The following is a 25,688-nucleotide window of genomic DNA, read 5'->3' on the forward strand; positions in this document are numbered from 1 at the left end:
ACCTTAGTCCTCCAAAACATTGAGCTTACGACTGCTAATTTCTTGCTGCAAGAACACAACAAGGTCATCAATCTTGAATTTACCCAAATCTTTACCCTTGCGAGTACGTACTGCTATTTCGCCTGCTTCGACTTCTTTGTCACCACAGACAAGCATGTAAGGCACTCGCTTCAAAGTATGTTCGCGGATTTTAAAGCCAATCTTCTCATTTCTCAAGTCCGCATTGACTCTAATTCCACATTTTTGCAATTTTTTTACTATTTCTTGTGCATATTCTGACTGACTGTCAGTAATATTCATCACAACAGCTTGTTGAGGCGCCAACCATGTCGGGAAGAAGCCTGCGTAATCTTCGATAAGAATACCGATGAAGCGCTCTAGTGAACCAAGAATCGCACGGTGAATCATTACTGGGGTATGACGTTCGTTGTCTTCACCCACATATGTCGCACCTAAACGCTCTGGTAATGCAAAGTCTAGCTGAACGGTGCCACACTGCCATGCACGATCTAAGCAGTCATGCAGTGTAAACTCGATCTTAGGGCCGTAAAATGCACCCTCACCTTCCTGAATTTCATATGGAATTTCCATAGATTCAAGAGCTAATGTAAGATCAGATTCAGCTTTGTCCCACATTTCATCAGAACCCACGCGTTTTTCAGGACGTGTAGATAGTTTAACAACAATGTTGCTAAAACCGAATGTCTGATAGGTATCGTACACCATTTTGATACAAGAAGTAACTTCTTGTTGCACTTGGCTTTCAGTACAGAAGATATGCGCATCATCTTGAGTAAAGCCACGTACTCGCATAATACCGTGTAGTGCACCTGATGGCTCATTACGGTGACAGGCACCGAACTCAGCCATACGTAACGGTAGATCACGGTATGATTTCAAGCCTTGGTTAAAGATCTGAACGTGACCCGGACAGTTCATTGGCTTGATTGCGTATTCACGGTTCTCAGAACTTGTTGTGAACATCGCTTCTGCATATTTGTCCCAGTGACCAGAGCGTTCCCATAGAACACGGTCCATCATTAATGGACCTTTTACTTCTTGGTAATCGTACTCAGTCAGCTTCTCACGCACAAAGACTTCTAGCTCACGGAAGATAGTCCAACCGTTGTGGTGCCAGAACACCATACCAGGCGCTTCTTGCTGCATATGGAACAGGTCAAGGTGCTTACCGATTTTACGGTGATCACGCTTTGCTGCTTCTTCAAGACGAGTAAGGTGTGCTTTAAGCAGCTTCTTGTCTTGGAAAGCCGTACCGTAGATACGTTGCAGCATTTTGTTGTCGCTGTTACCACGCCAGTAAGCACCAGCAACGCTCAGAAGTTTGAAGTTCTGGCAGAAGCTCATGTTAGGTACGTGAGGGCCGCGACACATATCAATGTATTCTTCGTGGTGATATAAACCTGGACGATCGTCACGAGAAACGTTCTCGTCAAGGATTTCAATCTTGTAAGTCTCGCCACGCGCTTCAAATGCATCACGCGCTTCTTGCCAGCTTACTTTCTTCTTAATAACGGTATACTTTGTCTTCACAAGCTCTTGCATGCGCTTTTCAATCGCATCGACGTCTTCTTGCGTTAAAGATTGCTCAAGGTCAATATCGTAATAGAAGCCATTGTCAATCGTAGGGCCGATCGCCATTTTAGCTTCAGGATAAAGTTGCTTGATTGCGTGACCTAGCAGGTGCGCACAAGAGTGACGGATGATTTCCAGACCGTCTGCGTCTTTAGCTGTGATAATTTCTAGGTTCGCATCATTTTCGATCAGATCGCAGGCGTCAACGCGCTCACCGTTAACACGACCAGCGATACAAGCTTTCGCTAGACCAGGGCCAATGTCAGCAGCAACATCCATAGTTGAAACAGCATTATCGAATTGACGTTGACTACCGTCAGGAAGAGTAATTACAGGCATGAAAATGTCCTTCACAGTGGTGCCACATACCAAGTAGCACTTGAGTTAATTAAATACAAATAAAATCAGCACCTTACGGTTGGTGCTTTAGTGATTTGAACTTTTTGGAACTGTTCTTGGTACAAAAAACAAGAATGTATTCAAGAAGGAACACATTCTAATGAAATGATATGAAATAACAATGTCTATCCGTATAAGCCGTTTACGTTGTACATAATTAGCGCATTGCATACAGTTACCTGGATCTAAACCACTTCAAGATACGAGCTTTATTCTCTTTTATTCTTTATTAATCATTATATGTCTGTGTAAATCAAAGTGATGACTATCTAAGTATTTGAATTCATAACTATACCCTTTGATTTTATCGGTGTACTGTGGCACTAGGATTGATCAGTTGCATATTAATTATCAGAGGGAATTATGAGTTTATTTTATGTAAACAAAGACGCACAAGAGAATGGCGATCATGAGGTTCACAGTGCATCATGTAGCTATCTTCCAAAGAAAGAAAACTGCCACCCACTTGGTTATCACACCGCCTGCAGTACAGCCTTAACTGCGGCTAAAAAGGTCTACCCAAAATCAAATGGCTGCTATTATTGCTCCTATTCAAGTTACACCGCACCAGAATAGCCATCGCTTATACCCAAATAACCTCAAGATGCTGAAACGAACATCTTGAGGTTATTTGGGTATAAACGTCAGACATAAAAAATGCCGGCCATAGCCAGCACTTTTCTGAAGATAAGTCTTCTAATTATAAAGCAACTACGTTTGCTGCTTGAAGGCCTTTCTGGCCTTGCTCTACGTCAAAAGAAACTTTTTGACCTTCAGCTAGAGTTTTAAAACCCTCTGAAGCGATAGCACGGAAATGAACGAATACGTCAGCGCCGCCGTTATCTTGAGTGATGAAACCAAAACCTTTCTCTTCGTTAAACCATTTTACGATGCCAGTAGTTGAATTAGACATATATGCCCCTTATTTAAAATTCATGAAAATCGCGGATTCGCGACATTCTAATATATTGAATTATATAATGTTACGATAAATATAAGGGAAACACATAAGCACAAAACGATAACGTATATGTAGCTGAAGGTTTAACTTGTACTTGATGTTGCATTTAATAACTCTCTGAAGAACTGAGCGAGATAATAACACCTGTGCATTTTTTGTACAGTATAATTTTAAAATCTTTCCCAGCCTCTCGTTCTTAGACTTACAACAATATCGTTTATACCAACTTATATGACACGACATAAAGCTGTTCGATACCCGGGTAGATCTCCTGAATCACCGCTTTCAGCTCTGCCAACGTCATGTTTTCTTGTTCGGCATGAAAGAAGCTCAAATCATCAAATAAAATGGGTTCAACCGAGATGATATCTAACTGGCAGAAGCCTCGGCCATCTTCGAACGTCGATACATCAACACGCGAACCCGGTACATAATCACATTCAGATTCATCGCGGATCGTGATCGTCTTCTTGCCTGAAAGAATATCGGCTTCAAAGCGCTCAAAGAACGTCATCACGGTAGGCGGATTTTCCATCGAATCGTTGCTTGTCTGGGCTTTTGTAGTAGATGTGTCACTGTTTGTCATGATTTGTGCTTCAGTTTATTCGTGTGGGTATATTAAAACAGATCTTAAAGACATTGGCCAAATCATTCACCACCATCCAGATCGCGCTGTTTCTCAGTTCAGCCAAAGAAACAAAACAATAGCTTGAAATACACGGTAAAAGTTGCTTTTATTTGTATAGGCAATTATGGACAAACCGCAATGGCACAGTCACCCCGCTATTTACAAATTAAACAATACCTAAACGAGAAGATTCAATCTCGGACATGGCCACCAGGCTTTAAAATTCCGACCGAAGTTGAGCTGTCTGAACAATTCTATGTCAGTCGTATGACTGCCAATAAAGCCATTCGAGATCTGGTCGGTGAAGGTTTGCTTGAGCGTACACCGAGGCTGGGCACGTTTGTTTGCCATAAGAAGGCCGAGTCGCCTTTAATGGAGATCCGCAATATTGCGATTGAAATCCGCAACCGTGGTCATCAGTATTCAAATAAAATCATTACCCAAGCGAAGGTTGATGCTAAAGATGATATAGCGTTACGTATCGGGGTCAGACACGGTACTGTCATTTACTTTACTCAAATTGTCCACTACGAAAATGATGTCCCGGTTCAGCTGGAAGAGCGTTGGGTCAACCCGGATTTCGCACCAGAGTATATTGCGCAAGATTTTACCCGACAGACCCCCAATGAGTATCTGGTCCAGACCTGCCCACTGAGTGATATAGAACATACTGTAGAAGCCATTATTCCACCTAAGCACATCTCCACACTGCTAAATATGAATGATCGCTCCCCTTGCCTGCTGTTGAATCGAAGGACATGGAGTAAGAAGAATCTTATCAGTATCGCTTTGCTCTATCATCCAGGCGATAAGTATAAATTGAGCTCACGGACGAAGGTGTAATTTCAGTGAGGGTCTTGAGTCCAGACCCGATTTTACGGCCCGACCAAAAACCTCCCACGCCACATATTTCACTCATTGTCAGTATAATATTACAATTTCGATCACAATTCCTTTACATACCATCTTGAGTTCCTCGTTATAATCGTCTATTTATTTGTATATACATATTCATTGTTGCGAACAGACAGACACATAACCAGACTTTTGAATCAGAGATAATTCATGGAACGAGTACTCACCAACCTTCGACTAGTGACGATGCACACAGGCAATGGCTATCGAGTTATCGAAAACGGCATGATTGGCATTACCAATGGCAAGATCATGTTTGCAGGTAAAGCCTGCCACGACGATCTGCATGGCCATCCTGATGTGATTGATTGCCACAATGCACTGGTGACACCAGGACTCATTGATTGTCATACCCATCTGGTTTTCGCTGGCAATCGTGCCTCCGAATTCGAACAGCGCCTTAACGGGGTGACTTATGAACAGATAGCCAAAGCTGGCGGCGGGATCCTCGCAACCGTTCGCGCAACCCGCGAGGCATCAGAAGACGAACTTTACCAGCTGGCCCTTCAACGTCTGCAAGGACTAAAAAGTGACGGCGTCACGACTATCGAAATCAAATCGGGCTACGGACTAACCATTGACGATGAGCTAAAAATGCTTCGTGTCGCACGCCGTATTGGTGAACTCAAAGATATTAAAGTCTCGACGACCCTGCTTGCCGCGCATGCAGTACCGCCGGAGTACACCAATCGCGCTGATGACTACATCGATTTAATCTGCCGGGAAATCATCCCAGCGGCTGCCCGTGAAGGCTTGGCCGATTATGTTGATGTGTTCTGTGAAGGGCTCGGGTTCTCTCCACAGCAATGCCAGCGCGTTTTTGCCACAGCGAAAGAATTTGGTCTCGGGATTAAAGGCCATACAGAGCAACTGTCGAACCTCGGAGGTAGCGCCCTCGCCGCCCGTATGGGAGCAACATCTGTCGATCATGTTGAATATCTGGATCACGACGGTGTTGCCGCTCTTGCGGCGGGTAATACGGTTGCAACACTGCTCCCCGGCGCATTTTACTTTCTGCGAGAAACGCAGCTGCCCCCGATCGAGCACCTTCGCCAGTTGGATGTTCCCATGGCTATTGCAACGGATTTTAACCCTGGCACCTCACCGATAGCATCACTCCGTACCATGATGAATATGGCCTGTACCTTATTCAGGCTTACCCCGGAGGAATGCTTGCGCGGGGTAACGTGCAACGCTGCAATGGCTTTAGGCCTCAGCGAAAATCGTGGCCGGATCCAGGAAGGAATGGATGCTGATCTGGCTCTCTGGCAGCTAGAAAGCCCGGCAGAATTATCGTACCGCCTGGGGGTTCCTGATTTAATCGCGCGTGTTGTTGATGGTGAGCTGTTCTATGCCAATGAAGCGAAAGGCTCTATAGATAAGGAAAAGCATAATGCCTATTGATATGAGTGCATGGCAAGGCCGGTGTGATCCGGAAGACGGTGAACTAGGCATGCGCTGGCATCAAAAAGTGCTACCCGCTGATCTGGCTAATAATGAAGGCATTATGCTGCTTGGTTTTGCCTGCGATGAAGGTGTCGCCCGTAATAAAGGCCGCACCGGCGCCTTTGATGCCCCTGTTGCCATCCGCCGCGCTTTAGCCAATCTGGCCTGGCATCACAAGGAACCCGTCTATGACGGCGGCGATATCTGCTGTAATGATGGCAACGTAGAGCTAGCACAATATCGCTTGGGGGAAGATGTCAGTCGTGCATTGCGCCAGCGCCACAAGGTTATCGTCTTTGGCGGTGGCCATGAAGTGGCATGGGGAACGTTCCAGGGCATTGGTAATTATCTGCTGCAGAAGCAGCGCGTCTGTGAAGATATGGCTGATCAGCCGGTTGGACAGGCCGCACCTCGTGTTGGTATCATCAACTTTGATGCCCATTTTGATTTAAGAAATCCCCCAGCAGGCCCGAATGCAGAACAAGGCAGTTCGGGCACCCCCTTCCATCAGGCCGCGCGTTTTTGCCAGCGCCAGAACTGGCCATTTAAATATACCTGCTTAGGGCTGAGCCGAACCAGTAATACCAAGGCACTCTATGAAAAAGCCGACCGACTAGGGGTGCGATACAAAGACGATACCGAGCTGACTCATCATAACCTCGAACATACCCTGTCCGAGCTGAACGCTTTTATTGACGGGTGTGATCACCTGTATCTCACCATCGATCTGGATGTCTTTCCTGCATCCGTCGCCCCCGGTGTCAGTGCACCGGCGGCACGCGGCGTACCGCTTGAAATTGTCGAGACATTAATGAACCCCATTTTAAGCGCTAAAAATGCACAAGGTGACTCGAAGCTATTAGTTGCCGATTTAGCCGAATATAACCCCCGTTTTGATATTGATAACCAAACAGCACGGTTAGCCGCAAGGCTGGCCTGGACTATCGCCCGTGCAATCCGTTAATCATTTCCCCTTATAGTTACGATCGCACATAGCAAGGAGAGCAACATGACGCGAGTATCACCCCGCCCCCAAGTAGCAAAGGCACGATTAGATGAAACAAGAACCATCATTGCACCTACCGGTACAGAATTGAATGCCAAATCCTGGCTAACAGAAGCACCGTTGCGAATGCTGATGAATAACCTGCATCCCGATGTAGCTGAGCATCCCCATGCACTGGTTGTCTATGGCGGTATCGGCCGCGCTGCCCGTAACTGGGAGTGCTATGACAAAATTGTTGAGGTACTTAAGCGGCTGGAAAGTGATGAAACCTTGCTGGTACAGTCCGGCAAACCTGTCGGTGTTTTTAAAACACACACCAATGCACCGCGAGTATTAATAGCCAACTCTAACCTGGTTCCACATTGGGCGAATTGGGAACACTTCAACGAACTGGATAAACAAGGCCTGATGATGTACGGGCAGATGACTGCCGGTAGCTGGATCTACATCGGTTCGCAGGGCATCGTGCAGGGTACTTATGAAACTTTCGTGGCAATGGCTCGTCAGCACTTTAATGGTGAAGCCCATGGCCGCTGGATCCTGACTGGTGGCCTTGGTGGCATGGGTGGCGCTCAGCCTCTTGCTGCAACAATGGCTGGTTTCTCAATGATTGCCGTTGAATGCGATGAATCCCGAATTGATTACCGTCTGCGTACCGGTTATGTCGACTGCAAAGCGACCCGTTTAGATGAAGCCCTGGCCATTATTGAAGAGTCCAAAAAAACCGGTAAACCGGTCTCTGTCGGACTGTTAGGCAACACCGCCGACATCTATCCAGAGCTGGTTGAGCGTGGCATTACACCAGATGCAACCACCGATCAAACGTCGGCACACGACCCGTTGAATGGCTATCTGCCAAAAGGCTGGAGCATGGCGTATGCCGCTGAAATGCGAACCAAAGACGAAGCTGCTGTCGTAAAGGCGGCGAAACAGTCTATGGCCATTCAGGTACAGGCGATGTTAGATCTGCAAACTGCGGGCTCGGCAACGGTAGATTACGGTAACAACATCCGCCAGATGGCGTTTGAAGAAGGCGTCAAAAACGCATTTGACTTCCCGGGCTTCGTACCTGCTTATATACGTCCGCTTTTTTGTGAAGGTATCGGTCCGTTCCGCTGGGCAGCATTATCGGGCGATCCGGAAGATATTTACAAAACCGATCAGAAAGTGAAAGAGCTGATCCCGGATAATCCGCATCTGCATAACTGGTTAGATATGGCTCACGAGCGTATTCAATTCCAGGGCTTACCAGCACGGATTTGCTGGGTTGGTCTGAAAGATCGTGCTCGTCTCGGTTTGGCATTCAATGAAATGGTTAAAAATGGCGAGCTGAAAGCACCAGTTGTTATCGGCCGTGACCACCTGGATTCCGGCTCTGTTGCCAGCCCTAACCGTGAAACTGAAAGCATGATGGACGGCTCTGATGCGGTTTCTGACTGGCCGCTACTCAATGCGCTGTTAAATACAGCATCAGGGGCAACCTGGGTATCACTTCACCACGGTGGCGGTGTCGGCATGGGCTTCTCACAACATTCGGGCATGGTCATTGTCGCCGATGGCACTGACGATGCCGCAGAACGCGTGGGGCGAGTGCTTCACAATGATCCGGCAACTGGCGTAATGCGCCATGCCGATGCAGGTTACGACATTGCCGTTAACTGTGCTAAAGAACAAGGCCTTGACCTGCCAATGGTTAACCGTACAGATTGCAATCACAATAATAACAAATAACAGCTCGTGAAAAAGGAAGGATCATGTACCAGTTAGAAATTAATCCGGGAAAGCTATCGTTAAAACAACTTCGTGAAGTCAGCCGTCACTCAGTCCAACTGTCGTTAAATGATGAGGCATTGCCGGGCATGCTGGCCAGTGCAGAAGCCGTCGCGCAAATTATCAAAGAAGACAGAGTGGTTTATGGCATCAATACCGGTTTTGGCTTACTGGCCAATACCCGGATTGCGGCAGACGATCTGGAAACCCTGCAACGCAGTATCGTGCTTTCCCATGCTGCCGGTATTGGCCAGTTCATGGATGATGCCACCGTGCGTTTGATGATCGTGCTTAAGGTAAATAGCCTGGCACGTGGCTATTCCGGTATTCGCCCATTAGTTGTAAATGCCTTAATTCAATTAGTGAATGCTGAAGTGTATCCGTGCATTCCTAAAAAAGGCTCGGTTGGCGCCTCGGGCGATCTTGCTCCCCTCGCCCACATGAGTACCGTTCTGCTGGGCGAAGGGCAGGCCCGCTACAACGGTGACGTAATTACTGGCGCCCGGGCGCTTGAGATTGCAGGCCTGGAACCCATCACACTGGCCCCGAAGGAAGGTCTGGCTCTGCTGAACGGCACTCAGGCGTCAACAGCCTTTTCGCTGGAAGGTTTATTTGCAGCAGAAGATCTGTATGCGGCTGCCACAGTTTGTGGCGCGATGACCGTTGATGCCGCACTCGGCAGCCGCCGTCCATTTAACCCCCGAATTCACCGTGTGCGTGGTCACCGTGGCCAGATTGATGCAGCAATGGCGTATCGTCATATGTTGGATCATCATAGTGAAATAGGCCAGTCACACCTGCAATGCGAAAAAGTACAAGACCCTTATTCGCTCCGTTGCCAGCCGCAGGTCATGGGCGCCTGCTTGCAGCAAATTCGTAATTCGGCAGATATTCTCGAAATTGAAGCCAATTCGGTGTCTGATAACCCGCTGGTATTTGCTGACGATGGCGATATTATTTCTGGTGGCAACTTCCATGCTGAACCGGTTGCGATGGCCGCCGATAACCTGGCACTGGCAATTGCAGAAATAGGCAGCCTGTCAGAACGTCGTATGGCGCTATTGATCGACAGTACTCTGAGTCAGCTACCGCCATTTCTGGTCGATAATGGCGGCGTCAACTCCGGCTTTATGATTGCTCAGGTAACGGCTGCCGCGCTTGCCAGCGAGAACAAAACCTTCGCTCACCCGGCATCAGTAGATAGCCTTCCAACGTCTGCAAACCAGGAAGACCATGTCTCTATGGCCACCTTCGCTGGTCGTCGCTTAACCGATATGGCTGAAAATACACGGGGCATTCTTGCCGTTGAATTGCTCGCAGCAGCACAGGGGTTGGACTTCAGAAGCCCGGTAAGAAGTTCTGAGCGCATCGAACAGGCCAAAGCGCAGTTGCGTGAACGAGTTACCTTCTACGACAAAGATCGCTATTTTGCACCCGATATCGAAAAGGCAAATCAGCTGTTGAAAGAAGCACTCTACAATCAACTAATGCCAGCAGCGCTGTTGCCAAGTCTATAAACAATAAGCAGCCGATCATTAATTCGTTTTACCTCAAACCATACCGGGATTGTTGTTTTTTCAACACTCCCGGTAATTTCATCGACCTATCACATAGTGCTTAGAAGTTGATTTACAAGCTTTTTCACTCAAAGCAACTTCATTATAAAGCTAAAACCTTGATAAATGCACGGTTACCTCTTGCTGAAATAGTCTAAGATGTTGATGAGACACCAATAACATTATATCGCTATCAATATTGTTCTGCCGTGGAGGATGCTATGTGGCAAGCCATTTCTCACCAGCTTTCAGAGGTATTAGGGATAACGTTCAAAATCACTGAGCGGGAAGCCCTCGCCGGTGGTGATATTAATCAATGCTATTGTATTGGTGATGGTGAGGAACGCTTCTTTATCAAGCTTAATGACAAAGAGCAACTCGCCATGTTTGAAACCGAAGCGGAAAGCTTACGGATCCTCAATGAAGCAGATTGTGTGCAAGTCCCGCAATTTTTTCACGTTGGCACCTGCCGTGATAAATCGTTTATTATTCTTAACTACTTACCCACAAAAGCCATTGATAGCGATACGGCTTTTATACTTGGCCAGCAATTAGCCAAGTTACATCAATGGGGAGAACAACCTGAATATGGCTTTGATTTTGATAATTATATCGGCATAACACCGCAGCCGAACAAATGGCGCCGTCGTTGGTGTCGTTTTTTTGCTGAGCAACGCATCGCCTGGCAGCTTCAATTGTGTGAAGAGAAAGGCATCAAGTTCGGCAACATCGACACCATCACCGGTAACGTAATTAAGCTTCTGATGAACCATCAACCGAAGCCCTCATTACTTCATGGTGATCTCTGGCACGGTAATACGGCACTCACCGTAACCGGTCCGCTCATCTTTGATCCTGCTACCTATTGGGGAGACAGAGAGTGTGACATCGCGATGACTGAACTATTTGGTGGTTTCCCGGCCAGTTTTTATCAAGGCTACCAATCTGTCTGGCCTTTAGATGACGGGTATCAAGATCGTCGCGATCTATATAATCTATACCATGTTTTAAACCACTGTAATCTGTTTGGTGGTGATTATTTAGCTCAGGCCGAACACACAATAGAGAAGTTAGGTTTAGCACAGCCATGAGTAACAACCCCACCGCTTTGGTATACAGTGCCAGCCATTGGCTTTATTGATACCTGATACTGAATTCTTAGCTTGCATCGTAAGCTAAGAATTTTTATTTTATAGGGCAATATATTGTTGAGTATGAATAATACCGATAGGTAATACTACTGACGTTAGGATAATCATGTTAAAAGCTGCAGTATTTGATATGGATGGCCTGCTGGTCGATTCAGAACCTTTTTGGCAACAAGCACAAGTCGAAGTTTTTTCTTCTTTAGGTGTCATTATTGAACAAAAAGAAACGTTACAAACCATGGGATTACGAATCGACCAGGTGGTTGAATTCTGGTTTAACAAGCAACCATGGCAAGGTCCAGATTGCGTAGCCGTCACGGCTTCTATCGTGGATCGTGTGAAAGAACTGGTTAAAGAGCACAAACCTGCGCTACCCGGTGTTTTCGAAGCCATCAATGCCTGCGAAGAAATGGGATTAAAAATTGCCCTTGCCTCTTCTTCTCCGATGAGTTTAATTATCGCAACGTTAGAAGCACTCGCATTAGAAGATAAGTTTGAAGCTGTACTGTCAGCTGAACACCTTCGCTACGGTAAACCTCACCCAGAAGTCTATATCAACGCCGCTGATGCACTTGGTATCGCACCACAAGCCTGTGTCGCCTTTGAGGACTCCGTTAATGGCTTACTTGCCGCCAAAGCTGCACAAATGAAAGGTATTGCCATTCCGGAAAAAGCATACGCTGATGACCCACGTTGGGCCATTGCTGATTATAAACTTTCCTCGCTGCACGAAGTAAAAGAACGGTTACTGCGCAGCCTGTAAATTATAATTTCCTCCTCTTTGGTGTAAAGATAATCCCACTTGTCTTTACATCAAGTTATTACCACTGCAGCTCTCTGATTTGTTCCCTTTTTGACATCTTATAAAATATTTCAGTTCGTATAAAAAACAAAATATCCAGGCAAAAATGAATAATTTGAGGCAGTCAGTCCATTAGATCATCGAAACTTGAAATTAACTCAAACTTCTTTGTTAATTCTCGGCAAAAACGAATACTTAACGCTACGATTTAGTTATACCTATTTATTACAGCCGATTGAGCCGTTAGAAGAACGGAATGCGTGGATTTTATAAGCTTTATGCACCAGCAAGCGCATTCAAAGGAGTACAACATGAAGAACTATTCTGAGCAAAATGTCGTTTGCCCACACTGCGGGCATAATATTCAGATCACGCTTGATACCAGCGGGGGAAGCCAGGAATTTTATGATGAATGCCCTGCATGCTGTAATGCCATCCACCTTAATATGCAAGTGGACGAGCAACACAAAACCATTAACTTATTTATTGATGCCGATGATGAGCAGATCTTTTAAATGAGCAATTATAATAGCGTTACTCCTGTTAACACCCACGATTTTATATCTATGTATGAATGGAAACCATTAGGCTGTGCCTCATTAGGATTTCAAGCGCAACGAGAGCAATAGGTACAAAATAAAAAGGGAATACAAGTTAACATTCCCTTTTTATACCGCTATCACACCTTATACCCAAACCATCTTAACTGACAGGGTTTCGCGAGAATTCATTGCTCGGTTTGGGTCTATTTCACTGATTAATTCGCTAATACCCGCTCAACCGTATCAACCACAGCCTGAGTTTGTGGATCAATCTCAATATTGATCACATCGCCTGCAGAGCGCACTTTTAAGTTTGTGCGCTGTAATGTCTCGGGAATTAAATTGACATTAAAAGTATTATCAACCACATCTCCAATCGTCAGGCTGATCCCATCAATCCCGATATAGCCTTTTGTGAACACATACTTCATCTGTGCTTGCGGCATTGTAAACCATACCTGACGGTTATTTTCAGAGACCACCACCTCTTTAACCACCGCGGTGCACATAATATGACCTGACATAGAGTGGCCTCCTATCTCATCCCCAAACTTTGCGGCCCGTTCAACATTAACGCTATCACCTGCTGACAACAGGCCTAAATTAGTCACTTTCAGTGTCTCTTGCATTAAATCAAAAGAGACGACATCGCCATCCACCGCTGTCACCGTCAGGCAGCAGCCATTATGGGCAACAGATGCACCAAGTGTTAATCCGTCAGATAACCCTTGAGGCATTCGAATTACATGTGTCTGAAAGTTTTCTTTCTTTATGATTTTAATAACTTCAGCTGTACCTTGAACAATTCCGGTGAACATTATCTCTCCTACATATTGGTTGATGGCGTTCTATTGATAAATATTATACCCAAACACCAAGCGAGATAATAATCCCCACAGGTAGGCCACCTAAAAATACAGTTATATTCAACTTATCAGAATAACGATTGTCTCTGCGCATTGAATCGCTATAATTCAGCGCACACCTGCGGACATATTTCTCTGTATCCGATATACCTGCTTTCAGGAGCATTCTGTGCATAATTACCGGCGTGAAACACGTCAATTACTCAAGCTAACAATCCCCGTACTCATCGCCTCAGTCGCTCAAACATCGATGGGGTTTGTCGACACCGTAATGGCAGGCAGCGTAAGTGCCACTGACATGGCGGCAGTTTCTGTTGCGACCAGTGTCTGGTTACCCTCTATCCTGTTTGGTGTCGGCTTGCTGATTGCTTTGGTTCCTATTGTGGCAACCCTTAATGGTTCGGGCAATAAGCAAAAAATTCCATTTGAAGTACAACATGGTTTCATGTTGGCTGCCATTATCTCCTTACCGATTATTTGGGTGCTCTACAATGCCGGCGCTCTGATAGACATGATGGATGTCGAGCAAGACCTGGCAGATAAAACGATTGGTTACCTGCATGCCGTTTTATTTGCGGTTCCTGCGTTCCTCTTTTTTCAGAACCTTAAAAGTTTCTCTGAAGGCTTGTCTCTTACCATACCTGCAATGGTCATTGGCTTTATTGGCCTTGCTGCCAACATCCCGCTTAACTGGATATTTGTATATGGTAAGTTCGGCGCACCTGCGCTGGGCGGGGTTGGCTGTGGTGTTGCAACAGCAATTGTGTATTGGTTAATGTTCTTTTCGATGCTGGTATACGTAAAACTGAACAGACGGTTAAACGCGATCGGGCTGTTTAGCCATTGGCACAAACCACAGCTTTCAGCAATCTTGCGCCTTTTCAAACTGGGGTTGCCCGTGGCGGCCTCTATCTTCTTTGAAGTATCCCTCTTTGCTGCCATTGCGCTGTTAATTTCCCCTCTGGGTTCAATTACCGTTGCCGCCCATCAAATTGCGAGTAATTTCTCGTCGCTGATCTTTATGATCCCGATGAGCCTGGGGGCGGCACTCAGTATCCGTGTGGGCCACCTGCTCGGTCGACAAGATCTTGAAGAAGCGAAGATTGCTTCTCATTGTGGTTTACTCGTCGGGCTGGTAGTTTCAATGCTTACGGCACTGTTAACCGTGATATTCCGCGAACAAATCGCGCAAATGTATACCGACAACCCTGACGTTATCCTTATCGCGGGACAGCTTTTGTTCTTGGCTGCTATCTATCAATGTACCGATGCTATACAGGTTGTCGCAGCGGGTGCGCTACGCGGCTACAAAGATATGCGTGCTATCTTTATTCGCACCTTTATCGCCTACTGGATATTAGGTCTGCCTGTGGGTTATATTCTTGGTATGACTGACTGGGTTGTTGGATCGATGGGGCCGCATGGTTTCTGGATTGGCAACATTGTCGGTCTGTCATCGGCCGCTTTAATGCTGGCAAGCCGTTTACGCTGGGTGCAACGCCAGGGCAATGATTTCCAGATTGAAATGTCACTTCGATAGCAAAGTGTCATTGCCGTCATAAGGTGCCGTTCCGGCTGAAGCCTGTAGCCCGCCGCGCGTTGTGACACAGGAAACCGTTTAGATTGACAAACAGCGATTTGTCAATTTGCTTTGAAAAACGTTTCTCAGAATCACACTTGTACGTTAATCATAAGTAGGGAGAAATTATGGGCAACAATGAATACACGCCACCGAAAGTTTGGGTTAATGCTACAAATGGCGGTAATAAATGGGCAAGTATTAACCGCCCCGTTTCAGGTTCGACACATGACAAAGAGTTACCTGTCGGTGAACACCTATTACAACTTTACTCCCTTGGTACACCTAACGGACAAAAAGTGACGATTCTTTTAGAAGAGCTATTAGCTTTAGGCATTAAAGAGGCTGAGTATGATGCTTATCTGATTAATATCGGAGAAGGTGAGCAATTTTCATCAGGATTTGTTGAAGTAAATCCTAACTCGAAAATCCCGGCCCTCGTCGATAGGTCTGGTAATGAAAAAATTCATGTATTTGAATCAGCTTCAATTCTGGTTCATTTAGCAGAGAAATTTGGTCAGTTTTTACCAAAAGAAGGGAATGCAAGAACTCAGACATTTAACTGGCTGTTTTGGGCGCAAGGTTCAGCCCCTTTCCTTGGCGGCGGGTTTGGACATTTTTACGCTTATACTGATGAGAAGCTGGAATACCCTATCAATCGTTTTGCGATGGAAGCCAAACGCCAGTTAGACGTATTAGATAAGCAACTCTCTAAACACACCTATGTCGCAGGTGAAGAGTACAGTATTGCAGATATGGCGATATGGCCGTGGTACGGCAATTTAGTGCTAGGTCATTTGTATGATGCCGCAGAGTTCTTACAAGTAGAAACATATACTAACGTTGTACGTTGGGCGAAAATGCTTGAAGGAAGAGAAGCGGTACAACGCGGACGCGTCGTAAACCGCTCTTGGGGCGAAGAATGGGAACAAGTTCCAGAGCGTCATTCCGCTGAAGATATTGATAGCGTATTAAAATTACGCCCGTAATTGCACTGACTCTAGCGTAGGCACAACACAACCAGGTTTTGCCTCTGGTTCGCCATTCAACCGCACTGTCTTATTCATTTATGTTCCGCATCGAGTCAGCAGATAATGCTGACTCGGTTTTCTTCTCTGCGTACACACCAAAAAAGAGCGCTGATATGGCAATCCACGTTTGATCCTTGCAAGATCAAAGTGGGATTATAAAACTGCCTGATGTATTCTTGTTGCACAAAATCACGTGAAGAACAGTGCATTCCAACGTAAGCCGTTAATTGAATTATGCATTCATATGCAAGGGATGAGATATGAAAAAGAACAAAAATGAAGCCAAGCTACTGAAAAAAGCCATGGAGCTGGGCATGGCCTTTGCAAAGAAACAAGGGTATGGCGATCTGGAAAAAACCGTTTCATCAACTGAAAGAGTCGAGTGTGTTTATCGCCTGTTGGTGGAATGTAAACAAATTACCCCGCTGGCAATCGATCAAGAAGATGGGGTAAATATGAAGCACAAGTTGGTGCTGTGGATTTCACGCCTGCTTCCGCCAGACCATGAGCTATTAAATTAATTGTCTTTTCCCAACAAAAAGGTCTGCCAGTGCAGACCTTTTTGATACTTATGTGCTTAATCTCTTAGCACGCTACCTATTCGATCCGTAATAAACGCCCGGTCAAAGCAGGAGCACTTACCGTTGTTCGCAGATCTCCGGCGATGATTTCTTTACCATATATAGAAAGTAATCGGGCCTAGCATGCAGCTAAGAAAGCCAGCAACTTCCCCCTGCTTTACTTAAATCGTCATTTTTTGCGCTTTATCACAAAAAAACAGCGTCGAAACTCAAGTAACAGCCAGGCCACCAACTCGATTCAATTAAGCTCGCCTTTAAAACAATGAGAAATGGGGATTGATTAACCGTCTGTATTTTATCATTAATGCTATATGGTGCATGCACCGACACCAAACTGATTAATGCGCGAGCAAATAAACACTATTTAAGAAAAAAGCGACCTCAAACACTTGCGCCAGTTAGTTCGAGTCGCTACTATTCCTTTCGTTCCCAAGACGGAACACCTAGTAAGAACGTAAATAAAGCTCGCTTAGCTCAGTTGGTTAGAGTACTTGCATGACATGCAAGGTGTCACTGGTTCGAGTCCAGTAGCGAGCACCAAATTAAGAAAGCCTGTTCTCAGAACAGGCTTTTTTTTGTGCGTGGCATTTAATGAGCTTACTGCAAGGCTGGTTTCCATTGCAGTCAACCACATTGAGATTTGTTGTTCTATCCTTATACCAATCTGGACTATTCTTCTGACTGGTACCACCTCATGACTTTTATTACCGACATTGTTTCCAGCTACGTCCATCAAGCCTGCGTGTCTGAAATTAAGCAAATGGCGATGTTGAGTGCCCGGGTGGAAGGAGCCGTCTCACTCGCGTGGGGATTGCCATCTTTCAGAACGCCAGACTACATCCGTAACGGGGTTATCAAGCGGCTCAGTGAAGATCCAGACGCCGGGAAATACACCCTGCCGGATGGTCTGCCGGAATTCCGTGATTTGGTTGTTCAAAAACACCTCGCAGAGACAGGGATCAACGTCTCTGCCGATAGTAACGTCATGATCACTGCGGGCAATATGCAGGGGTTGAATACAATGTTTCACACCATGCTCGATCCCGGAGATGAAATCATTCTGACCGATCCATGCTTCGCATCCCATATCCAACAAATCATTCTGTTTAACGGCAAAGCCGTTTACTGGCCCTTGGATGAGAGCAACAACTGGAGTCTGGATATTGATCGGTTACCGGCATTGATTACCGATAAAACCCAGGCCATTGTGCTGGTAACCCCCTCGAACCCGACAGGTAAAATATTTACCGAGCAAGAATTGGTACAAGTGGGCGAAATAGCCAGACAACACGACATTCTGGTCATCATTGATGATCCGTACAGTAGTTTTACCTATGAAAACGGCAACAAATATTTCAATCTTGCCAGCGTCGAACGCTATAAAGACCATGTCGTCTACCTGCATTCCTTTTCCAAGGCCTACGCCATGAGCGGATGGCGTCTTGGTTATATGATCATGCCGGAAGAGCTTAAGCGGGAGGCAATGAAGGTACACGATGCAACCATGATCTGTGCGCCGCGCATTTCTCAGCTGGCTGGTATCGCCGCCCTCTCCCAACCTTCAATCCATAAGCAAGAATTTGAAGCCATACTCAAACAACGCCGCAGTTTGATGGTCGAGCGACTGTCAAACGTCCCCCACCTTTTTTCCTGGCAAAAACCGGAAGGTGCCTATTATATGTTTCCCAAAATTCTGGTGGATCACACAGACTCAAAATCCTTTGCCATTGATCTGCTATACAACGCCAAAGTAACGGTAACACCGGGAAGCGCCTTTGGTCCCTCGGGTGAAAGTCATGTCCGTATGGCCTACTGTGTTGATGAAGACACAATCAATATTGCCTTCGACCGGATAGAAAACTACTTTTCCGGTAAATGATCCGTAGCCGGATTAGTAATTAATCTTTAATGGCATACAAGGTGTCATTCGTTTCCTAAACAAAAGTTCATTTTTCTGAATAGGCTTATTGCGTTACCTATTGAATGTCTATACTTAATACGCGCAGCCCCAGGGCATGACAGAAAGAAACAGATAAACTAATGAGCGGAGCTAATCATGAAAGACCAACTTAAAGAAAAAATCGATCTATCCCGAAAAAAAATTCGGGAGGCAAGCAATAAAATTGAAGAAAAATCTGAGGAGTTTTCTGCTGATACCAAAGAGTTGTGGCAGCAAGCCAAAGACCGGCTCTCAGAAATTAACGGAAAACTGGGTGAAGCTTCAAATCATCTGGCCAGCAAGAAAGATGACGCAGCCCTGCAAGCCCATCTTGCCGCCATGGAGGCACATGACAAATGGCAGAAAATCAGCGACTCTTTTGACGGTTTTGAAAAAATAACCCATCAAAAAGTCCGTGAGGCAAAAGGCGAGCTTGAGCACGCCGCACTGCAAAGCCACCTCGCTAAGATGAATGTCGAAGACTTTATGGAGGAAAAAGGAAATAGCATCGTCCATGAATTTAAAGTTTCACAGAAAAAGATTGAAAACACCACTATGGCTTCCTTAAAGGATATGGAAGACTATTTTAGCAAAATAGCTAAAAAATTTAGCCGTGATAGTTAATCGCTGTCGCAGCCAACCAGTCCGTTGTATCTGGAACAGCAAGTTTATCGAGACGTCATACAGATTCAAGGCGTAAATGCCTACCACTGTCATTTTACGGGTAGTTACGCCGAATTTATCCAGCCTGCCTTTATGTCAAATAATACCCAGCCATCGGAGCAAATCTGCGTTTTACCCTAAATACATTCGTGACATTCATCACGTTACCTTGCTAAAATCCCGCCGTTTTCTATCTTTCCCCGAGGCGGCTATGACCAGTAAAAGTCTACTTACCAATATTGTATCCTTGTTGATTTTGCTTGTGGGTTATCTTACTAACCAGCAGGTTGTCATGTTCTGTGGCTTGTTTGCTTTTTCAGGCGCATTAACCAACTGGCTTGCTATTCATATGCTGTTTGAAAAAGTACCGGGACTTTATGGTTCGGGCGTGATCCCTGCCCGCTTTGAAGAGTTCAAACTCGGCATTAAGACGATGATGATGGAGCAGTTCTTTACCCAGGAGAACGTCGACCGCTTCCTGACCAATGAAATGGCCAACCCGGTTCAGCTGGATCTTCAGCCCGTTATTGAGAAGATTGATCTTAGCCCGACCTTTGATTCGCTGATTGAAGTGATCATGAACTCCTCTTTCGGCGGCATGTTGGTGATGATGGGCGGCGAAGAAGCGTTACAGCCACTCAAACAGCCTTTCATTGAAAAAATGCAGGAATCAATTACTGAGATCAGCCAGAACGATGACTTTAAACAAGCATTAAAAGATCAGTTTGAACAGCCGGCAATGTTCAATGAGATCCAAGCCACGATTGAAGAGATTATCGATCAGCGTCTGAATGAACTAACGCCTCAGTTAGTTAAAGAAATGGTGCAAAAGATGATCCGCGAACACCTTGGCTGGCTGGTGATCTGGGGCGGTGTACTGGGCGGTGCTATCGGCATCATTTCAGCACTGATCACCGCTTAAGTTCGGTTATCTTCCTTAAATACAAAACGCCGCCTCCCCCCCTTAAGGCGGCGTTTATATAATAAACTAACGATCTTGTAGCCATAACGCCTAAAAATCAGCCATTGATTTACTTTCAATTGCCATTTCATCCGTTTTCATTGATGTCGTCATGATTTACGCCATAATACTGTACATACAGACAGCTAATTGGTGAGGCACAGATGAAAACTATAACGACCGAAATGCCCCATGCTGGTGTTTTCTTTACATACCACAGTAAGCCACTGTAAGTGGCTAATTTCAGCACCCATTTAAACTGTGCCGCTATCGCCAGTGGTCTTGCGGCAACGGCATTGCTATCAGCAGGCAATATTCAGCCGATCACCGCCTTATGGCTCGCTTTCTTAGGCTCAATTGGTGGGCTGCTACCCGATATCGACTCAGATAATTCAACGTCGATGAAAACGTTATTCGGACTGTTAGCGGCGATCTGCAGCTTTGTGCTGGTGTGCCATATTTCCCCGCATGTCACCATGCTGGAATTGATCCTTTATGCGGTTTCACTCTATCTTTTTATCCGCTACAGTGCCAAGTCTGTGTTTGAAAAAATCACTGTCCATCGGGGTTGCTGTCATTCGCTGGCGTTTGTTGCATTACTGGGGATATGTATTGTTTGCTTAGCCCGTTTGATGGGGTATCGCGAGACCACCAGCTGGCTTTCTGGTCTTTTTGTAACGGCAGGAGGCGTATTGCACCTTGTTTTGGATGAAGTCTATAGCGTCGATCTGGCAAACAGAAAGATCAAGTCATCATTTGGCACTGCGCTTAAAATTATTTCACTGCGAAACCCGATGATAAGTTTTGCTCAAGTCGCGGCTATTCTCGCGCTGTACCTCGCGGCCCCGCCCTATGATTCAACACTGAGTTTACTGGCAGATTGGCAACAGTTTCAGTTCCGTCCGTCATGGCTGGATTTAAAAACCGTCTCGTATTCCCTGCGTGATTTTATTAGCTCGACAGCCGATATTTTTCAGGGCTTTTCAAATACAGCTTAATACCGTCCATAGCAATTTATTTTGCTTCATATTAATAACCACCGTCGAGACGGTGGTTTAACTGATTATAACTACAGTATTTTGGATAAAAATTGCTGTAACCGAGAATGCTTGGCACTACCGAAAATATTTTCTGGGGTATCACTGACCAGTAATTCTCCCTCTTCCATAAACAGCACTCTGTCGGCGACCTCGCGGGCAAATCCCACTCGATACAGCAAGCTCTTTATATGATCTTCAATCTCTTTCGCTGTCCGTTTGGTCAACATTAACGATGCCAGCATGGCATTGCCCTTCATGGTCTTCTGAGGAATAAATTAAACAACTGCTTTCGATGAGTATAACGCTCTCAATTTACGACGAGTCAATATTAGGACAATCAATGTTTAATTTAACAATCAGTTATTCGGTGAATGTCATATTTGTATAATAAAACTTCACTTTACCTACAAATCTTATGCGTCACACCTCAAAACCCATGCTATATATTCATGCCTAACAAGCCATACAAAAAATCAGTTTGAACTCGAATCTTCCACTCGAATACTTAACATTTTTATTGAGGTAACTTCAACAGCACAACATTTTGAACAGTGATTAATTATCGTCTCTAATGAATTTACACATAACAGATGACATGCCAACCACCGAACAAAGCAATCAGACATAAATCAATATTTACCAATACGTAACAATAGCTTAATCACCTTGATTAGTACTGTTTTTCGCTATCAACTTTTTCACCGCAGTCTAAAAATCACAACTCATATGTGCAGTATAACCAACCTTGAACATCAGAAAGTGAAATAGCTAATTTATCGGTACATAAATCAGATCATGCGCTATCAAGCATGTCTTTATTTTTAGTCAATCTCGCTAATTTAAGCGGAATTTACTTATCACAAGTTTTTGCAACAAACACGAATCAGAACTTACAGGAGATAATAATGAGAAAAATGTTTAAGGGCTCTGCCTGTGCTCTTGCTCTGCTGGCACAACCCGTTTGGGCCGTCGAGCACACAGACGCAACGGTTTTTGACAAACAAGTCATCCATTTTGATCAAATGATTGATGCCGTTTCTTCCGCTACGCCAACACAGGGCGATAAATATTTCTCGATAGCGACCCGAAGTAGTAATAGCGCAGTCTTTGAAGCTAAACTTTCATCGTTGACCATGGGCAAGATAAAAATGGCTGATGGAAATATCTATAACCGTATTATGCTACCAGACGGCGGCAGCCCGGCAGAACCAGGTAAACCCAATCTGACAGGTTACCGACAAATGGTTCGCATTCCTGAAGGTGCACAACTGGATATTGCAATTGATGAGGTTGAGTGGTCTGAAACATTTAGCGATATCACCGTCGACCCGGTTCAATTGCCCTTCCCTGACGTTGTCACAATGGATGGTGAACGACCTGATCAACACATGCCATTCGTTAAAGATGAGGCTGCTTACGGTCTCTTAACTGATAGTAAAAGCCCACTGGTTACCGTTATAGAAACAATCCGTGTGCGAGGCAAAAGCTATGCGGTAATTTCATATCGACCAATTGAATTTAATCCGATTGAAAAAACCGTTCGTTTTGCGCAAAAAGTACGTTTTCATGTGAACTATGTTCTGCCAGAAAACAGTCAGCAAAAAGCCAAGCGTAAAGACGCGCTAGATTTTGATGCGCCGACAGATTCCATCATCGACATTCGATCCGAAACGACGAAAGACTCTGGAAAGGATTTTATTCCAGCCCAGCCAGAAACTAATTCGACAATTACTCCGTCTCAGGCTGCGGATTACTTAATCATTACCGCAGATCGATTCAGAAACGCCATAGAACCTCTGGCAGCATGGAAGCGTAAAAAGGGCTATAACGTTTATGTCGCACCTATTACTGAAACCGGTAGCACTCAGGCTCAGATCAAAGAATACATTGCCAATGCGTACAAGAAAGGGACAATGACCTCCTATGTTCTTTTTGTTGGCGATCATGAAGATGTTCCCGCCTGGGAAATCGTCGGTCATGGTTATCATGGCACGGATCATAAGTGGCACACCGATTTCGAGTACACCCTGGTTGATGGCTCCGATAAATACCCTGACCTGGTGATCGGCCGTTTACCTGGTGATACCGAAGATCAGATCACTAACATGGTCAATCGAACATTAAATTATGAAAAAACACCATTTGATTCAGATCGTTACAGCCACGCCCTACTGGCGGGTCAGTATCAGGACAGCAATAATAATAGAAAAGCCGATCGAATGTTTATGGAAGATCTTCACCGGGTGGCCGACTTCCTCGGGCCTGATTATAACTTCTTCGGCAGTCCCGGCGACCTGTTTAACAAAGGCTATCAAATCCACACAGCACTGCAGTGGGACGCCGATCTAACGAAAGAACTTCAATATGGTGGATGGGACTACGGCAGCGCAAGGATAACACCGCCGTTGACGGTTCCCCAAGAGTGGAAAAATCAGGGGAATGGTAACAAGGTTCAAATCGCAACAGCGATTAACCAAGGCGTCGGGCTGGTTATGCACCGAGATCATGGTTATGCCGATGGCTCTGGCTGGGCAGATCCGCAATATACCGCTTCGGAAGTCAACGAACTGGTCAACGGTAACATGTCGCCAGTCGTTTTTAGCCTTAACTGTGCGACCGGCTGGTTTGACGGCAAAGATTCATTTGCAGAATCTTGGATGCGCAATCCTAACGGTGGCGCAGTAGGCTTCACAGGTGCTGTACGTGTCAGCTATTCCGGTTACAACGATCTTATGCACGCCGCCATTATGGATAGCTTCTGGGATGATTATGACGGCAATTGGTCCAGCAATATTTACCCGGTTTCATGGCGTCCGGCAATGGCAATGAACCGTGCCAAGCACCGCCTGTTCAACCACTTTGGGGCCCAAGGCCTAGCACTTTCAACAGCTCGTTTCTTCAGCTGGTTTGGCGATCCTGAACTGGAATTACGAACCCAACGTCCGCAAGAACTAACGGTGACTCACCCAACACGCTTTACCCACGGAAGCGTTGCATCATTTGATGTCACCGTTCGCAGCGACGGTGAACTGTTAAAAGATGCACGCGTTGCACTGGTTACCGTATCGGGTGAATCCCATGTGGCCACCACGGATCAAAACGGACTTGCACATTTTGAACTGAAAACCAATGAAGCGATGACCCTAACGGTCACTGAGCACAATGCAGCGGCCTATGAAGGCCAGATTACCGTTGAAGGTAATGGCCCTAAAGCCAATGTTCAATCAGGTCAAACCGTTGAAGCTAGCGACTGGTTTTTCTTAGACGGACGCCAATCTGTCGCGTCTAAAGGAAGACTTCGTTATCACTGGACACAGACTTCAGGACAGAGCGTTACCATCAATCGCGCTTACTCGAGCAGAGCCTGGGTGCAAACAGCAGAAAATATCACCAGTGATGAAACTCTGGTATTCAAACTAACGGTAACTGACGGATCTGGTTTAAGTCATTCAGCCTCGCACACCGTGGTTGTAAAAGCACCTGCGAGCACAACTAATCTCGCACCTGTCGCACAAGCTGATTCAGATCAAACGGCCTCATTTAATCAATGGATCACTCTAAACGGCAGACAATCAATGGATCCTGATGGTTCCATCGAGAGCTATAAGTGGACTCAGATTGAGGGGCCTGCAGTTAGAATTGACTATTCGGATAACAGTTACGCCTATGCTGCAACACCTGCATTCGATGCAACGTTAAAATTCCAATTAACAGTCACCGATAATGAAGGTAAGAGTAGTTCGGTTCTACAGACCGTGGTTGTAAAAGATCCTGACGTTCCGTCTAACCAGGCACCAGTGGCGCATGCAGGTTCTGAACAAACAGCATCGTTTAATCAATGGATCGCGCTAGACGGCAGGAAATCAAGCGACTCTGATGGTTCCATCGTAAGCTATAAGTGGACTCAGATCGAAGGCCCAGCAGTACGGATTGACCATTCAGATGGCCACTACGCCTATGCTGCAGCACCGGCATTCGAAACAACGTTAACATTCAAATTAACAGTGACGGATAATGAAGGCATGCAATCTTCATCGACCAATACTATCCATGTTAAATAAGGTATAAAATTGAAACTTGATCTGACAGTTAGCAATCTTCGGGATGGTGGCTGTCAGGTTAAGGTCATTGTTAAAAATATGGTTCTATCGAAAAGTTATGCTGATGTACATACGTAATAATTTTCAGATGTAATCTGTTTGCAAACTCGTACAATTAATCCAAAAAAATAAACCTATCGGGTTGTTTAATTGTCCATTTTT

At 45.5% G+C, this 25,688-nt stretch carries 21 protein-coding genes and 1 tRNA gene; 17 read left to right on the forward strand and 5 right to left on the reverse strand.

Going from position 1 to position 25,688, the window contains the following annotated elements; translation table 11 throughout:
* Positions 1–3: 3 nt before the first annotated feature.
* From thrS to yqfB, 3 genes are all read right to left on the reverse strand, one after another.
* Positions 4–1,932, reverse strand: a complete 1,929-nt coding sequence (gene thrS / locus R3289_RS00320) for a threonine--tRNA ligase (protein ID WP_318923267.1) — start codon at positions 1,930–1,932, stop codon at positions 4–6.
* Between the two features lie 760 nt (positions 1,933–2,692).
* Positions 2,693–2,905: a cold-shock protein gene (locus R3289_RS00325; protein ID WP_107282525.1), complete on the reverse strand. Its 213-nt coding sequence runs from the start codon at positions 2,903–2,905 to the stop codon at positions 2,693–2,695.
* 265 nt (positions 2,906–3,170) lie between these two features.
* Complete coding sequence (gene yqfB, locus R3289_RS00330; protein ID WP_318923917.1) at positions 3,171–3,467, reverse strand: N(4)-acetylcytidine aminohydrolase; 297 nt, start codon at positions 3,465–3,467, stop codon at positions 3,171–3,173.
* 252 nt (positions 3,468–3,719) lie between these two features.
* Here yqfB and hutC point away from each other — a divergent pair, with 252 nt between their 5' ends.
* From hutC to R3289_RS00370, 8 genes are all read left to right on the forward strand, one after another.
* Positions 3,720–4,424: a histidine utilization repressor gene (gene hutC / locus R3289_RS00335; RefSeq protein WP_318923271.1), complete on the forward strand. Its 705-nt coding sequence runs from the start codon at positions 3,720–3,722 to the stop codon at positions 4,422–4,424.
* Between the two features lie 222 nt (positions 4,425–4,646).
* Positions 4,647–5,900 carry an imidazolonepropionase gene (gene hutI, locus R3289_RS00340; RefSeq protein ID WP_318923274.1) on the forward strand — a complete coding sequence of 418 codons (1,254 nt, stop codon included), beginning with the start codon at positions 4,647–4,649 and terminating at the stop codon, positions 5,898–5,900.
* Positions 5,890–6,906, forward strand: coding sequence for a formimidoylglutamase (gene hutG / locus R3289_RS00345; protein ID WP_318923276.1), 1,017 nt, complete (start codon positions 5,890–5,892; stop codon positions 6,904–6,906). Before hutI ends, hutG begins: the two co-directional genes overlap by 11 nt.
* 45 nt (positions 6,907–6,951) lie before the next feature.
* Positions 6,952–8,679 carry a urocanate hydratase gene (hutU, locus tag R3289_RS00350; protein WP_318923279.1) on the forward strand — a complete coding sequence of 576 codons (1,728 nt, stop codon included), beginning with the start codon at positions 6,952–6,954 and terminating at the stop codon, positions 8,677–8,679.
* Between the two features lie 23 nt (positions 8,680–8,702).
* Positions 8,703–10,235, forward strand: coding sequence for a histidine ammonia-lyase (gene hutH, locus R3289_RS00355; RefSeq protein ID WP_318923281.1), 1,533 nt, complete (start codon positions 8,703–8,705; stop codon positions 10,233–10,235).
* 260 nt (positions 10,236–10,495) lie between these two features.
* Positions 10,496–11,365 (forward strand): fructosamine kinase family protein, encoded by an 870-nt coding sequence (locus tag R3289_RS00360; protein ID WP_318923283.1) that lies wholly within the window; start codon positions 10,496–10,498, stop codon positions 11,363–11,365.
* Positions 11,366–11,531: 166 nt separating this feature from the next.
* Entirely contained in the window at positions 11,532–12,185 is a 654-nt protein-coding gene (hxpB, locus tag R3289_RS00365; RefSeq protein ID WP_318923286.1) for a hexitol phosphatase HxpB, read from the forward strand.
* Positions 12,186–12,535: 350 nt separating this feature from the next.
* Positions 12,536–12,739, forward strand: a complete 204-nt coding sequence (locus R3289_RS00370) for a CPXCG motif-containing cysteine-rich protein (protein ID WP_318923288.1) — start codon at positions 12,536–12,538, stop codon at positions 12,737–12,739.
* A gap of 242 nt (positions 12,740–12,981) precedes the next feature.
* On the opposite strand, the gene R3289_RS00375 is transcribed toward R3289_RS00370, so the two are convergent.
* On the reverse strand, positions 12,982–13,584 hold the full coding sequence (locus R3289_RS00375) for a riboflavin synthase subunit alpha (RefSeq protein WP_318923289.1): 603 nt from the start codon (positions 13,582–13,584) through the stop codon (positions 12,982–12,984).
* 217 nt (positions 13,585–13,801) lie between these two features.
* On the opposite strand from R3289_RS00375, the gene R3289_RS00380 reads away from it, so the two are divergent.
* The 8 genes from R3289_RS00380 to R3289_RS00415 all read left to right on the forward strand — a co-directional run bounded on the left by R3289_RS00380 (position 13,802) and on the right by R3289_RS00415 (position 21,384).
* Positions 13,802–15,172, forward strand: coding sequence for an MATE family efflux transporter (locus R3289_RS00380; RefSeq protein WP_318923291.1), 1,371 nt, complete (start codon positions 13,802–13,804; stop codon positions 15,170–15,172).
* Between the two features lie 167 nt (positions 15,173–15,339).
* Positions 15,340–16,200 carry a glutathione-dependent disulfide-bond oxidoreductase gene (gene yghU, locus R3289_RS00385; protein ID WP_318923292.1) on the forward strand — a complete coding sequence of 287 codons (861 nt, stop codon included), beginning with the start codon at positions 15,340–15,342 and terminating at the stop codon, positions 16,198–16,200.
* A gap of 302 nt (positions 16,201–16,502) precedes the next feature.
* Positions 16,503–16,763 carry a DUF5062 family protein gene (locus R3289_RS00390; RefSeq protein ID WP_318923293.1) on the forward strand — a complete coding sequence of 87 codons (261 nt, stop codon included), beginning with the start codon at positions 16,503–16,505 and terminating at the stop codon, positions 16,761–16,763.
* Between the two features lie 523 nt (positions 16,764–17,286).
* A tRNA-Val gene (locus R3289_RS00395) sits at positions 17,287–17,363 on the forward strand.
* 154 nt (positions 17,364–17,517) lie between these two features.
* Entirely contained in the window at positions 17,518–18,702 is a 1,185-nt protein-coding gene (locus R3289_RS00400; protein ID WP_318923294.1) for a pyridoxal phosphate-dependent aminotransferase, read from the forward strand.
* Positions 18,703–18,879: 177 nt separating this feature from the next.
* Positions 18,880–19,386, forward strand: a complete 507-nt coding sequence (locus R3289_RS00405) for a hypothetical protein (RefSeq protein WP_318923295.1) — start codon at positions 18,880–18,882, stop codon at positions 19,384–19,386.
* Between the two features lie 250 nt (positions 19,387–19,636).
* The gene (locus tag R3289_RS00410; protein ID WP_318923297.1) at positions 19,637–20,347 is read left to right on the forward strand and encodes a DUF445 family protein; all 711 of its coding nucleotides are present in this window, start codon (positions 19,637–19,639) and stop codon (positions 20,345–20,347) included.
* Positions 20,348–20,619: 272 nt separating this feature from the next.
* Positions 20,620–21,384 carry a metal-dependent hydrolase gene (locus R3289_RS00415; RefSeq protein WP_318923299.1) on the forward strand — a complete coding sequence of 255 codons (765 nt, stop codon included), beginning with the start codon at positions 20,620–20,622 and terminating at the stop codon, positions 21,382–21,384.
* A 71-nt stretch (positions 21,385–21,455) separates the two neighbouring features.
* On the opposite strand, the gene R3289_RS00420 is transcribed toward R3289_RS00415, so the two are convergent.
* Positions 21,456–21,668: a hypothetical protein gene (locus R3289_RS00420; protein WP_318923301.1), complete on the reverse strand. Its 213-nt coding sequence runs from the start codon at positions 21,666–21,668 to the stop codon at positions 21,456–21,458.
* A gap of 663 nt (positions 21,669–22,331) precedes the next feature.
* Here R3289_RS00420 and R3289_RS00425 point away from each other — a divergent pair.
* Positions 22,332–25,487: a C25 family cysteine peptidase gene (locus R3289_RS00425; RefSeq protein WP_318923303.1), complete on the forward strand. Its 3,156-nt coding sequence runs from the start codon at positions 22,332–22,334 to the stop codon at positions 25,485–25,487.
* Positions 25,488–25,688: the final 201 nt, after the last annotated feature.

Source organism: Photobacterium sp. (assembly GCF_033720175.1).
Lineage (GTDB): Bacteria > Pseudomonadota > Gammaproteobacteria > Enterobacterales > Vibrionaceae > Photobacterium.